Below are 13,742 nucleotides of genomic sequence, written 5' to 3'. Positions count from 1 at the left end.
AAATTGGAAAATCAGAAAGAACCGTCCCTAATGGTTCCCTAATGGTTCATTAAAGTTTTAATCTTTTCTTTATCAAAAGTATATCTCTTTGTCGGTCTGCCAGCACCTGCCGTCTCTGCTGCACCTTCCTCGATGAGAAGGATATTTCCTGCCGCCAACCGGCTTAAAATCCTGTTTGCGCTTCGAATGGTAATATTCAGTGACTCAGCGACTTGGTCTGAGGTCATGACTGGCACCTTTTTGGAGTAAGCTATCAGGCGTTCGAGATTTTTGGTTGAGATGCTGAGCGTCTTGGAAAGTGTCTCAATCTGGTCAGGAAGTGGGCGGTATTCAATACAATTTTTTTGCCCTATTGGGCCCCAGGCCCGGTTGTTTTGATCCACAAGAAAACCGCAACGCACCCCAAAATGTTTAGCATCAGTCAGGGCTTCAATCGCATGCAGACGGCCTTCCTCAATGCTGCTGCCTATGCCTATGCCCATATTGAAGGCTTCTGGATAATGGGCTTCGAGATGCTTGAGAAGTGGGAAACTAAAATGGTCCTGGGGTGAGCCAATTTCGCTTTTGGAAAACGAAATTTCGTAGCCATAAGTAAGCTTCTGAATATTAAAGTTCATGGTATGCTGAATTCTAAAATCCACCAAATGTTTGTGCATAGTCACTTCAAAATACTCTGCCAGCCTGAAGTCAGATTTTGTGGATTCATTGAACATGAGATCAATGTGGGCAACGGCCAATTGGTTATGTTCAAGATAAAAAAGCGTCATCTCATCTATGGCTCGCTGGAACGTTTCCCGGATTGATTTTGGAGACGGATAAATATGGACATAAGGAATGCCCAGCTCAATAAATTTACTGATATTATTTGTGATCCGGGTAAATACAATATCTATTTTTCGGTCCAACCAGTGCCTTTTGATATCCTCCAGGGTGATTTCATATAAGGTGTCATTATAAATAAAAGATTTTGGTGAGATTGGAAATTGCTCCGGTGTAATAAAATCATTCAAGCCCAGAAATTCATTAAATGCGCCTATGAAGTCGATATAGATTCTTGATAGGTTTGAGTCTGGATGCTCAGTTAAAAATTTGAGTAGTTGCCCAAAGAAATAATGTGGATCAATTTCAAGATAGTTTAGCGGGAGATTAGTGATTTGTATGTGCTCAGTAAAAAATTCATAGCTTAAAGCACCGCTGAATATAATGCCATCCCAATTTGAAGAATGCTTTTTAAATAATTCTAAGATTTCTTCCAAGGTTTCATAGGGATAATATTGAAACTGGCAATCAAAGGTCTGGTCTTCCACGGCATCCTGAATGGACAACAAGGACTGCTCAGGGCCTATAACAGCTATTTTTAGCATGGGATCACTCCGATTCAAAAGGACTCATTATTAGTTTATCTCAATTTCTATGTTTTGTATTTAAAAAATATAAGTATTGCAATTTTCAAACAATGTGATAAAATCGACTCATTAAAAGACTTAAAATAATTAAGTCCAAAACAGGAGGGATGAAATGACAAACGCATTATTTCAAGAGCTTTTATTTTCGCTTGCGTTCCTGAGCGTATTTCTGCTTTTGGGAACATTTCTGAGGGCTAAGGTTAAATGGTTCCAGAAGACCTTTATGCCAGCATCGGTTATTGGCGGTTTTATTGCACTTATATTAGGTCCTATAGGATTAAAGCTGATTCCGGTGCCAGAATCGTGGATGGCCATATTTTCTTTACTGCCAGGAATTTTGATTGTGCCGATTGTCGCCTCCGTCCCCCTCGGTCTCTCTTTGGGCAGCAAAGGTGGAAAGGGTTCTGGCGGCGCGGATTCAAAAGACATTGTACCAATGTTTCTCATATTGACCTTTATAGTTGGAATTCAGTATATGGCAGGCTTCATTATCCATGTCATCTTCAAGGGTGGCGGTATGGATCTGTATGAAACTTTTGGCTGGGAGCTCACCATGGGATTCTCTGGCGGGCATGGAACAGCAGGACTGCTTGGCAATATGCTAAAAGGGATGAACATTCCTTACTGGGAGACAGCACAAGGCGTTGGGGTGACGACCGCGACCATCGGCATACTCGGTGGTATACTTGGCGGCATAGCGCTGATCAACTGGGCGGCGCGGACTGGCAGAACGAACATTCTCGACAAGCCGGGCTCCATTCCTCAGCACATTCAGGTTGGGTATCAGACGGATGTGAACAAGCAAGCCTCAATTGGCAGAGAGACGACAAACTCCTCTTCCATTGACACCTTTGCGTTCCACAGCGCGATTATCCTTGCTGCCTGCGGTCTCGCTTACCTGATCCTACATTATTTAAAGCTGTATAAGGTTCCAGTTCTCTCCAATATTTCAGTATGGGGTTATTCGATTATTGTTATGTTTGGTGTCTGGAATGCAATGGTGAAACTTAAAATTGACTACCTTGTCGATTCAAAGGTCAAGTCCAAAATTTCCGGCTCTTTAACTGAAATTGCAGTTGTTGCAGCCATCGCGAGCTTACCCTTGAAGGCGATCCTTGCCTACATAACTCCAATTATTGCAATGTCAATTTTAGGATTAATCGTAACCTTTGTATCTGCGATCTACCTTTCAAAGAAATATTTGAGCGAGTACAGGTTTGAGCATGCCATTGCGGCCATAGGAACGAGTACGGGCGTTTTCTTGACGGGACTCCTGCTCCTCAGAATCTGTGACCCTGAGTTTGAGAGCCCGGTCCTTGGGAACTACTCGATTGCGTACACTTTCAACTCAGTTTTGGGCTTTGCGCTCATGCAGTTCTACGTTGGTATTATGCTCACGAAGGGCGCTATGAATGTGATTATTGCGTCTGGCATCCAAGTGTTGATCTGTCTTGTTGGACTGGTGATCTACAACAAGATTAAGAGAAGTGTTAAAGGAGAAGTGGCGGAGGCCAATTAATAGGGTGTTGCCGCTTTGCCCCAAAATTATGTTTTTAAGGAGATCAATATGGAAAGCTTTAATGTGCAGCATGAATTAAACACCATAGAAAATGAGCTGACCAAATTAAGTGACCAGATTTGGGATCTTGCTGAAATCAGGTTTGATGAATACAAGTCTGCTGCTTTGATTATGGATTATTTGGCACAGGAAGGCTTTGATGTGGAAAAAAATCTGACAAACCTTCCGACAGCTTTCAGTGCAACATATGGCTCTGGAGCGCCGGTTATTGGGATTCTCGCTGAATACGACGCGCTGTATAACCTCAGCCAGGAAGCGGATGCACTGGAGCAAAAGGTGATTCTTTCACACGGCAATGGTCATGGCTGCGGGCATCACTTGTTTGGTGCGGCTTCTGTCGGAGGTGCGGTTCTCGTTAAAAGATACCTTGAAGCAACGGGCGGGTCAGGCACCGTAGTCTTGTTTGGCTGCCCGGGTGAAGAAGGGGGCTCTGGAAAGGCTTACATGGCAAGAGGCGGCGCCTTCGACGGGCTGGATGTGGCACTGGCGTGGCATCCTGCTTCTGTCAACCTTGTGGTTTCTGCGAGCATGCTCGCCAATCATCAAATTTACTACAGGTTTAAGGGGAAGAGCTCTCACGCTGCAGCGTCGCCACATCTTGGAAGGAGTGCGCTGGACGCCGTTGAGCTGATGAATGTGGGTGTCAACTACCTTAGAGAGCATATTATTCCAGAAGCCAGAGTTCACTACGCCGTGACGGATACTGGCGGCTCTTCGCCTAATGTCGTGCAGCCAAACGCCGAGTCGCTTTATTTGATTCGCGCGCCGCACATCAAGGATGTCAGGGAAATCAACGACAGAATTGACAAGATTGCGCGTGGCGCGGCGCTTATGACAGAGACTGAAGTTGAAATCCAATTTGACAAGGCTTGCAGTAATATTGTGCCCAACCGTGTCCTGGAAGAGGTGCTTTATGGTGCCATGACAGACTGTGGTCCACCGCAGTATAATGAGGATGACTTTGACTATGCAGAGAAATTCTGTAAAACGCTGGATACCCAGGAGCTGAGCAATGAGGTTTTCCTTCAGATGCTCGAGCAGAATCCAAAGGTCAAAGAAACCATAAAATCTATTGAGAATAAGCCGTTGTGTGATGTGATACTGCCCCATGCGCCTGCGGAAAAAGTTGTGCCCGGATCCTCAGATGTAGGGGATGTGAGCTGGAATGTGCCCACGGCGCAGTTCGCAGTAAGTTGTTATGCCCTTGGGACCCCGGCGCACTCCTGGCAGATGGTGTCACAAGGTAAATCAAAGGTTGCCCATAAGGGGCTTTTAAAGGCGGCGGAGATCCTTGCGACGTCCTCAATCAGGCTGCTTCATGATGAAGAGACGATCAGCAGAGCCAAGAAGGAATTTGAAGACAGGATTAATGGGCACGCTTATAAGTGTCCAATTCCGGCGGAGATTCAGCCAAAACCAATGAAAAAGTGACAGTAAAAAGACCCCGTGGTGCCACAGCTTGAGACAAAGGGGACGGTTCCTATTGATTTCATAGTGATTTCTTGACAAATTGGAAAATCAAAGAGAACCGTCCCTAATGGTTCTTGGTGGAACGGTGGTATGACTCATTTGGTTGGCTCCGTTCGCCTCGGGGATGGTTGTGGGGATGTCGGCGTAGAAATCGGGTGGGGTGACGGTGGCAGATATTGTCCTCCTGGAAATTGAATGACCATCGGCAGAATTTCTTAAAAAGCTTTTAAAAAGCTTTGAAAGGAGATTTCCGATGGTCATTTTTCATGAACATAAGCTGGAACATAACGTACACACATGGGATACGTGATGGCTGGGAAAACGGTATGATTGAGGCAAAGTGCTTGCAACATAGAGCGAGTTGAGTTGAACAATTTTTCTCGAAATGCTATAGTGAATTTCTGAAGTGATTTCTTATTGGACGTTCAATAATTACTTTTTAAAGAAAGTATTCGAAATTGGAGGCATAATCTATGGAAGGTATACACCGAAAAAAAGCATACGCCGTACTTGGCGCGGCGGCCGGAATCAACCTGGTGTCCGGCATGCTCTACATATGGGGGATCATCAGCCGGACGCTGATTGACCAGCTGGGCTGGAGCAGCAAGCAGGCGTCGCTGCCCTATACGCTGGCAACGGTTTCCTTTGTCATTGCCATGGTCATCTTTGGGCGGATTCAGGATCAGAAGGGGCCAAGGTGGACGGCGACTATTGGGGTTATCCTCATGGGTGGTGGCGCCATTTTGTCAGGCCTGAAAACGGAGCCGGTCTTCGTGGCCATTGCTTTTGGCCTCATAGCGGGCAGCGGTATTGGGATCCTGAACGTTTCCACCACGCCACCGGCCATGAAATGGTTTCCCAAAGAAAAAAAGGGCATGGTCACAGGCGTGGTCGTAGGTGGGGTCAGCGTTTCCTCAATGATGTACTCGCCTCTGGCGAACTGGCTTAATCAGAGCTACGGAGTGGCTGCAGTGTTCCTGGTTGTGGGGGGCATCAGCCTGGTCATTGGCATGATCCTCGCCCAAGTCCTGAAAAACCCGCCTGAAACCCCGGCTTCCAAGCAGACTGTTCTTGAGCGGGCCCAGTCCCTCAATGACCACAACTGGCAGGAGATGCTGAGGTCGCCAAAGTTCTGGGTAATCTGGCTGATGCTGGCGCTGTCGTCCTCCGCGGGCCTCATGGTCATAGGCCATGTGGTCTCGATCGCCAAAGTCCAGGCGGGCTGGGCAGGGGGCTTTTTACTGGTGATGCTGCTGGCGCTGTTCAATACCTTTGGCAGATTTGGGGGCGGCAGCCTCTCGGACAAGCTGGGACGCCTCAACTTGATCCGTGGCATTTTCGTCCTGCAGATGTTCAACATGCTGGCGTTCACGTATCTTAGGTCTGTGCCGACCCTGGCGGTGGGCGTCGCGGTGGCGGGCATGTGCTATGGCGCGATTTTCTCAGTCTTTCCGGCGACTATTTCCGACCTTTATGGCCTAAAGCACTTTGGCGTCAACTTTGGCCTCATGTTCACGGGCTGGGGCGTGGGCGGCATTATTGGCCCGATGACGGGGGCCTGGATCTACGATCTCACCGGCCAGTTCACCACGGCTTACTTTGTCTCCGCGGGACTGCTGCTGGTGGCGCTGGGACTGTCCTTTCTCTTTAGCCGGATGAAGGTAGGGACAAAGGGGACGGTTCCTGGTGATTCGTAATCAAAAGGGACGGTTCCTTGTGATTAAAACAATGGGGGACGGTTCCTGGTGATTCGAAATCAAAGGGAAATCAAAAGGAATCAAAAGGGACGGTTCCCGGTGATTTTTGCCGATGGTTTGACATCCCCATCTTCTTGCAGTAAAATAAAGTCGGAACGTTGTCTCGAAAAAACGGAACGGGGGAGGTACCCATGACCGAACGAATAGTCTCAGTCGACCGTGCGCTGGATGTTCTGCTGGCACTCTATCACAATAACGGCGAAATGGGCGTCTCTGAGCTGGCCAGGGAGCTGGACCTGCACAAGAGCACCATTCACAGATCGCTGGCATCCCTGGAGTTCAAGGGCTTTGTCCAGAAAAATCCGGAAAACGGCAAGTATTGGCTGGGGATGAAAATCTACGCCATGGGCCTTTTGGTAGGCGAGAAGTTCTCACTGGCGGACGTGGTTCGGCCATATGCCAAAGCTTTGTTTGACGCCTTTGGGGAAGTTGTGAATGTTTCGGTTCTGGATCGTGACCCCCACGAGGGGTATAAAAGCGTCATCATACTGAAGGAAGCCAGCAGCAGCAAGGTGTTGTCCGTGAATCCCGGGGTGGGGACGAGCAGTGATTTGCATATCTCTTCCATAGGGAAAAGCCTTTTGGCCTTCTCGAAGGAGATTGACCTGATGGCCTACGCGGAGCAGCCGCTCAGGCGCTATACGGAAAATACCATTGTCAGCTGGGAAGGCATGATGACGGAGCTGCGTAAAATTCGACAGCAGGGCTATGCCATTGACAATGAGGAGCAGGAGATTGGGTTGTACTGCATAGGCGCACCTATCCTGGACAAGAAGGGTAATGCCATTGCCGCCATCAGTATTTCTGGGCCTACGGTCAGAATGAAGGGGCCGGACCTGGAGGAGAAGATCAAGAAAGTCGTTGAAATCAGCAGGAGGATCACCCAGGAGGCGCTATAGGCGGCTTTTGGGAATAAATATAGTGCTTGTAGGAAAAAGATAACTTTGTTATCTTTTTTCAGACCACAAAATCGGAACGGCGATCCGAAAATAAAATGGTGCAAAAAACGCAATAATAGTGGGGGCAGGAAGATAAGGACTGGCGTGGTGGTGCGGTTGGGGGAAGGGTACCATCGGCATATAAAAAAATTCTGGCAGGAGGTCTTGAGTCAATGAGAATTTTAACGATCAATCCCGGAGGAACTTCGACCAAAGTGGCGATCTATGAGAACGAGAGGGAAGTGTTCAAGAAAACCATAACGCATACTCAGGAGGCGCTGCAGGGGTTTAAGACTTTATTTGACCAGTACGATTACAGAAAAAAGCTGATTTTAGACATGCTCGAGGAACAGAACGAGCCGCTGGAAGGTTTCAGCGCCATTGCGGGCAGGGGCGGCCTGATGAAGGCCATTGAGGGCGGCGTTTATACGGTGAATAAGGCCATGGTGGCGGACCTGAAAAATGCCATTCAGGGGGAGCACGCTTCTAATCTGGGAGCGGTGCTGGCGCGGCAGATCGCGGATGAGGCGGGGGTCGAGGCCTATGTGGTGGACCCGGTGTCAACGGATGAGTTCATGCCAGTGTCCAGGCTGACGGGGCTTTCAGAGATTGAGAAGGCCAGCTGGCTGCACGCACTGAATCACAAAGCGGTGTGCAGGAAGATCGCTTCGAAGCTGGGGGGGCGCTATGAGGCATTCAATTTTATTGTGGCGCACCTGGGGTCTGGGATTTCCATTGCGCCCCACGCCCGTGGACGGATGGTGGATGGCAGCGGCGGCCGCTCAGACGGGCCGTTTTCGCCGGAGCGCAGCGGCGGGATCATCACGTATCCGCTGGTGAAGCTGTGCTACAGCGGGAAATATTCTTACAGCGAGATGGTGGACAAAATCAGTAACACCGGCGGCATGTATGACTACCTTGGGACCAAGGACATGCGGGAGATTGAAGAACGGGCCCTTGGAGGCGACGAAAAGGCGCAGCGGGTGCTGGACGCGTTTGTCTATCAGGTGGCGAAGGAAATTGCCATGTACGGGGCGTCGCTGAATGGCGACGTGGACCGGATCATTCTGACGGGGGGCATTGCTTATTCGGAATATGTCTGTCAGGAGGTTGAGAAGCGGGTCAGATACTTGGCAGAGGTTGAGGTTGTACCAGGGGAAATGGAGATGGAAGCCCTTGCCCTTGGGGCCCTGAGGGTGCTCAGTGGGGAAGAGGCGCCAAAAGTTTACCGGTGAGGGGGTTGAAGTTAATGGAATTGTTGAAGAAGGAGACGGCTATGGAAGCAGAAAATATGAGCGCAGTTGTAATGAGCAGCTTTGAGGCGCTGATTGAAGCGGCGAAGTCTGCGGCGCCTTCCAGGATCTGTGTCGCTGCCGCGGAGGACCAGGCAGTGCTGGAGGCGGTAAAGCTCGCAGAGGACCTGGGCTTTGTGACTTCAGTGCTCGTGGGGGAGGCGGCGGCAACGGAGAGATTGGCCCGGGAAGCTGGCCTGAAGCATTATGAGATTGTGGATGCGAAAAGCCCTGCGGAAGCGGTTGAAACGGCGGTGAAAGTGGTCCGGTCCGGGGATGCCGGGATTTTGATGAAGGGATTTGTGAATACCAGCGACTACATGCGGGGGATTTTGAACCGGGACTGGGGCCTCAGGACGGGGCGGCTGCTGTCGCTGCTGGCGGTGTATGAGGTGCCGGGATATCATAAGCTGATCTTTGCGTCAGATAGTGGGGTCAACGTCAGTCCGGATCTGAGTCAGAAAAAGGATATATTGGCGAATTCGGTGGGGGTTCTCAGGACCATCGGCATACAAGCTCCTAAGGTGGCGGTGCTGACGGCGAATGAAATGGTGGATCCCAAGGTGGCATCAACCGTGGATGCGGCGGCGCTGGTGGAGGCGGTGCGGATGGGTGAGCTGCCGGCGTGCGTGATCGAGGGGCCTATTGCCTTTGATGTGGCATTTGATGCGGCGGCGGCGCGGCACAAAGGCGTCGAGAGCCGGGTGGCCGGGGACGTGGACCTGCTGATTTTTCCAAACATTGAGACGGGGAACGTGCTGGGGAAATCCTGGCTGCATTTTAATAAGGCGAAATGGGCGGGGATCATTCTGGGGGCCAGTCATCCGGTGGTGCTGGGGTCCCGGTCGGATACGCCGGAGATCAAGGTGAATTCCATTGCGCTGGCGCATTTGGCGGCCAGTTTACAGCTGTAGGAGGGGATGGGCATGAATTACGCGAATCGAATGAAGGCGCTGAAGCCGTCGGATATACGCGAGGTTATGAAGCAGATCGCGGCGAATCCTGGGACAATTTCTTTTGCCGGGGGGCTGCCGGATCCGGCGCTGTTTCCGGGGGAGGCCATGCGGCGGGCCACGGACAAGGTGCTGCGGGAGCGGCCGGAGGCGGCGCTGCAGTATGGGTTGACGCTGGGGTATGTGCCTCTGCGGGAGAAGATTGCGGCGCTCATGGGCCGGGAGGGTGTGGCGGCCGGCGTTGACAACATAGCCATCACCACGGGGTCCCAGCAGGCCATCAGTCTCAGTGCGCTCCTGTTTCTGAACGGCGGGGAGCTGATCCTGACGGAAAATCCGAGTTATCTTGGGGCGCTGACGGCGTTCAAGACGTTTGAGGCGGATTACATAGGCGTGGACAGTGACGAGGTGGGGATGAAGCCGGAGGATCTTGAGGCGAAGCTCAAGGCGCATCCGGAGGCGAAGCTGATTTACGTGATTCCAAATTTCCAGAATCCAACGGGGCGGACGTGGTCTCTGGAGCGTCGTAAGGCACTGGTAGAGCTGGCGGTCCGGTATGACCGGGTGATTCTGGAGGACAACGCTTATGGCGAGGTGCGGTTTGAGGGGGCCCGGATTCCTTCTGTTAAGTCGCTGGATCCTGGCAAGCACGTGGTGCATATGGGATCGTTTTCCAAGGTGCTGTCGCCGGGGCTCAGGGTGGGCTGGATCTGTGCTCATGAGGATTTCATCAAGAAGTACGAACTGGTGAAATACGGCTGTGATCTGCAGCCGGCGGAGCTGGCCCAAATGCAGGTGAACGGGTTTCTTGAGGAAAATGACTTTGACGCTCATCTGGAGACAATCAAAGGGGTGTATAAGCGCAGGCGGGACTTGATGCTTGCGACCATGAAGCAGGCGTTTCCCGGGGAAGCGCGTTATGACAAGCCTGAGGGCGGCATGTTCATCTGGGTGGAGCTGCCGGCGTCTATGGATACAAGGGCTATGCTGCCGGAGGCCATTAAGCGGGGGGTGGCGTACATTCCAGGGGAGGCGTTTTATCCGCTGGAGGACAGGAAAAATGCCATCCGGCTGAACTTTTCGACCATGGCGGATGACAAGATTGTCGAGGGGGTTCAGCGCCTGGGGGCGTTGATAAAGGAGCGGCTTTAGGGGTGTTTTGGTGGGGGACTGGGCCGCGCTGGAGGGCTGGCGCGGCCCAGTCCCCCGCGGCGCGGCCCAGTCCCCAACCAAACTTTGACCTTTAATAAGAGGAGGAAGCTTTATGAGCAAGGTACTGACAAGACCAGAGCGCTGCAAGCAGTGTGGCCTCTGTGTGGCGGTCTGCCCCAAAAAGGCAATCACTTTCAGCACGGCCATCAATACAGCGGGTTATTTATACACTGAGATAGATGACGATGCCTGCATTGCCTGCGGCATCTGCTACACCACCTGCCCGGACGGCGTCTACGAAATCCCGGGGACCAACTGAATGCATAACCGGCCAGAAGAAGGAGGAAACAGAATGTCAACCATCAAGGGTGAAATGATCAAAGGCAATGAAGCGATCGCCGAAGCGGCAATCCGGGCAGGGGCCAGATTCTACGCTGGCTATCCCATCACGCCGTCCTCGGAAATCATGGAATATATGTCCTGGCGGATGCAGGAAGTGGGCGGCGACTTTGTTCAGGCAGAGTCTGAGATTGCGGGGATCAATATGATTATTGGCGGGGCGTCCTGCGGGGTCAGGTCTATCACGGCCTCGTCGGGTCCTGGCATCAGCCTTAAGCAGGAAGGCATGACCACTTTATCGGACGAAGAGCTCCCGGCAGTCGTCGTCAACGTGGTGCGCTACGGCAACGGCATTGGTACCCTGCTGTCCGCCCAGTGCGATTACCACCGCGAGACCCGGGGCGGCGGCAACGGCGATTACAGATGTATTGTCCTCTGCCCGTCCAGTGTCCAGGAAGCCGCGGATCTCACCGTGGAGGCTTTTTACCTGGCAGAGAAATACAGAATGGTCTCCGTCCTTATGACGGAGGGGGCCCTCGGCCAAATGATGGAGCCCTGCGTGCTGCCGGAGATGCAGACGCCAAAGCGCTTCAGCTGGGGTTTCGACGGCAAATATACAAACAAGAAAATTGGCATCTTTGACCGTGACAGTATGAAAGAAGCCGTGGCCTTAAACGAAAAATACAACAGGGTGAAGGAAACAGAACAGCGCTGGGAATCGCAGCACATAGAAGACGCGGATTACGTGTTTGTGGCTTATGGGATGCCGGGGCGGGCGACTATTGGTGCAGTGGCGCAGCTGAGGGCTCAGGGGCATAAAGTGGGATTCATCCGGCCAATCACAGCATGGCCGTTCCCGGAAAAGGCCTTTGAGAAGGTAAACCCGGAGGTGAAGGGCTATATTTCCATAGAAGCGAACGCCACGGGGCAGCTGGTGGATGACATTGCGCTGACGGTCATGCGCCGGGGCAAGCAGGCAGGCCATGTCAAGGCCGCGCCGCCGGTTTACTGCAACCCACATGTCTACGGCGTGCCGTCCGTAAGGGAAATTATGGAGGATTACACGAAAGTGCTCAGCGGCGATTTGAAGGAGGTCTACTAATGGCAACGGCAAAAGCACCTAAATCAAGAAAAGTTCCCAGGATCATAGACCGGCCCATGAGCTTCTGCCCGGGCTGCGGACACGGGATCATCATAAGGCTGATTGCGGAGTGCCTGGAGGAGCTGGGCCAGGATGAAAACGTCATCTTTGGCATAGGCGTGGGCTGCTCCAGCCTCCTGGGCGGCGGCCTCGAAACCGACCGCCTCCACTGCTCCCACGGCCGGGCGGGCGCGGTCTGCACCGCCATGAAGCGCGTAAATCCAGACAACCTGGTCATTTCCTATCAGGGAGACGGCGACGCCTACAGCATAGGCATAGGCGAGACCACCAGCGCCGCCTACCGCAACGAGCGCTTCACCACCTTTGTGGTCAACAACACCAATTACGGCATGACCGGCGGCCAGATGAGCAACACCACCATGCCGGGCCAGAAGACGACCACCTCGGTGTACGGCCGGGACTGCGACACTACAGGCCTGCCAATAAGGTTCCCGGAAATTGTCGCGTCCCAGTTCGAAAACGCGGCCTATGTGGCCCGGGGCAGCGTCAGCACCCCAGCGAACATCAACAGAACCAAGATCTACATCAAGAAAGCCCTCCAGGCCCAGATCAGCGGCGAAGGCTACAGCCTCGTCGAGATCCTGTCCTCCTGCCCGACCAACTGGGGCATGAACGCGCCGGACGCCATGAAGCACCTGGAGCAGGTCGTCACACCGCAGTTCCCGCTTGGCGAATTCAAGAATAAGGAGGGAAAATAGATGAGCGTGAATAAAGAAATCATTTTTGCAGGCTCAGGCGGCCAGGGCGTCCTCACCGCGGGCCTTCTGATGGCTGAAATGGCCCTCTACAAAGGCCTCCATTCCACTTGGATCCCCCAGTACGGCTCCGCCATGCGCGGCGGCACCGCTAACTGCACCGTCAAGTTTGGCCCTGACTACATCTTCAACCCCTCCCAGGAAGCGGCGGACGTTCTGCTGGCTATGAATGAGCCTTCCTTCAAAAAGTTTTCGCCGATGGTCAAACCAAACGGCACCATCATCCTCAACAGCGACCTGGTGGATCCCAGCATCTGCTCCCGCACGGACATCACCCTTATTGCCGTCCCGTGCACCAGCATGGCCAAGGACCTCGGCCACATGCTGGGCGCCAACATCATCATGGCCGGCGTCATAGTCAAAGCCACCGGTGATTTCACGGAAGAAGAGGCCTTAAGCGGCATGAACCAGGTGTTCAGGAAAAAAGGCAAGGAGAAGTACGAGGCGCTGAACTCCGCTGCGCTCAGGGCTGGGTTTGGGTTTGTGTAGGGGTCAAATACCGGTCGAAAACAATAAAAAGGTATCAGGCATGTACTTTGGAAGAGCGTGCCTGATACCTTTTTCTTCAATGTGCGCCCGGCATGGGCGATAACTTGGTGGTGCAAGTCCACTACGCGCTCGGTAGCAGGAAGCGTTAGTTGAAGGCAAGGGCGTCCATCGCGAGATGGAGTCTGAAGGAAGCCGGAGGCAAAATCCCGGGCTGACGAACAGAAACCGTATACTGAGGCCGGTACAGGGCGGATGAGTTTGCATTACAAAACAAAGTCCAATGCTACCCGAACCCTTGCTGGTAAATGCGGCGGCTATATGGGATGAAGGTTATCGTTCTTACCCGGGGAGGTCTCACGGACGTGAAGTAGGGATCATCCGAACACGGAGTAAAGCTTGCCGTGAGAAGTCAGCAGAGGCCATAGTACCAGAATTTTTTTTCTGGGAAGG

At 52.3% G+C, this 13,742-nt stretch carries 12 protein-coding genes; 11 read left to right on the top strand and 1 reads right to left on the bottom strand.

Annotated features, from left to right (window positions below; genetic code table 11):
* Positions 1–38: 38 nt before the first annotated feature.
* Positions 39–1,364: a helix-turn-helix domain-containing protein gene (locus tag BLP63_RS12215; protein ID WP_092591986.1), complete on the bottom strand. Its 1,326-nt coding sequence runs from the start codon at positions 1,362–1,364 to the stop codon at positions 39–41.
* A gap of 154 nt (positions 1,365–1,518) precedes the next feature.
* Here BLP63_RS12215 and BLP63_RS12210 point away from each other — a divergent pair, with 154 nt between their 5' ends.
* The 11 genes from BLP63_RS12210 (at position 1,519) to BLP63_RS12160 (ending at position 13,292) form a co-directional block, all read left to right on the top strand.
* Entirely contained in the window at positions 1,519–2,925 is a 1,407-nt protein-coding gene (locus BLP63_RS12210) for a sodium/glutamate symporter family protein (RefSeq protein ID WP_092591984.1), read from the top strand.
* Between the two features lie 48 nt (positions 2,926–2,973).
* A complete protein-coding gene (locus BLP63_RS12205) occupies positions 2,974–4,416 on the top strand; it encodes a M20 family metallopeptidase (protein WP_092591982.1) in 1,443 nt (480 codons plus the stop codon).
* Between the two features lie 512 nt (positions 4,417–4,928).
* A complete protein-coding gene (locus BLP63_RS12200) occupies positions 4,929–6,152 on the top strand; it encodes an L-lactate MFS transporter (protein ID WP_092591980.1) in 1,224 nt (407 codons plus the stop codon).
* A gap of 191 nt (positions 6,153–6,343) precedes the next feature.
* Positions 6,344–7,111, top strand: a complete 768-nt coding sequence (locus BLP63_RS12195) for an IclR family transcriptional regulator (protein ID WP_092591978.1) — start codon at positions 6,344–6,346, stop codon at positions 7,109–7,111.
* A 212-nt stretch (positions 7,112–7,323) separates the two neighbouring features.
* Positions 7,324–8,385 (top strand): butyrate kinase, encoded by a 1,062-nt coding sequence (gene buk, locus BLP63_RS12190; protein ID WP_092591976.1) that lies wholly within the window; start codon positions 7,324–7,326, stop codon positions 8,383–8,385.
* Positions 8,386–8,399: 14 nt separating this feature from the next.
* On the top strand, positions 8,400–9,356 hold the full coding sequence (locus BLP63_RS12185) for a phosphate acyltransferase (RefSeq protein WP_242870903.1): 957 nt from the start codon (positions 8,400–8,402) through the stop codon (positions 9,354–9,356).
* Between the two features lie 12 nt (positions 9,357–9,368).
* A complete protein-coding gene (locus BLP63_RS12180) occupies positions 9,369–10,547 on the top strand; it encodes an aminotransferase-like domain-containing protein (RefSeq protein WP_092591974.1) in 1,179 nt (392 codons plus the stop codon).
* 112 nt (positions 10,548–10,659) lie between these two features.
* Positions 10,660–10,866, top strand: coding sequence for a 4Fe-4S binding protein (locus BLP63_RS12175; protein ID WP_092591972.1), 207 nt, complete (start codon positions 10,660–10,662; stop codon positions 10,864–10,866).
* Positions 10,867–10,899: 33 nt separating this feature from the next.
* Complete coding sequence (locus BLP63_RS12170) at positions 10,900–11,988, top strand: 3-methyl-2-oxobutanoate dehydrogenase subunit VorB (protein ID WP_092591970.1); 1,089 nt, start codon at positions 10,900–10,902, stop codon at positions 11,986–11,988.
* On the top strand, positions 11,988–12,746 hold the full coding sequence (locus tag BLP63_RS12165; RefSeq protein ID WP_092591968.1) for a thiamine pyrophosphate-dependent enzyme: 759 nt from the start codon (positions 11,988–11,990) through the stop codon (positions 12,744–12,746). Before BLP63_RS12170 ends, BLP63_RS12165 begins: the two co-directional genes overlap by 1 nt.
* Positions 12,747–13,292, top strand: a complete 546-nt coding sequence (locus BLP63_RS12160; protein WP_092591966.1) for a 2-oxoacid:acceptor oxidoreductase family protein — start codon at positions 12,747–12,749, stop codon at positions 13,290–13,292.
* The last annotated feature ends 450 nt before the right edge of the window (positions 13,293–13,742 follow it).

The organism is Acidaminobacter hydrogenoformans DSM 2784 (assembly GCF_900103005.1).
Lineage (GTDB): Bacteria > Bacillota > Clostridia > Peptostreptococcales > Acidaminobacteraceae > Acidaminobacter > Acidaminobacter hydrogenoformans.
The sequence above is the reverse complement of the archived record's forward strand: the minus strand, read 5'-3'. Positions and strand labels throughout refer to the sequence as shown.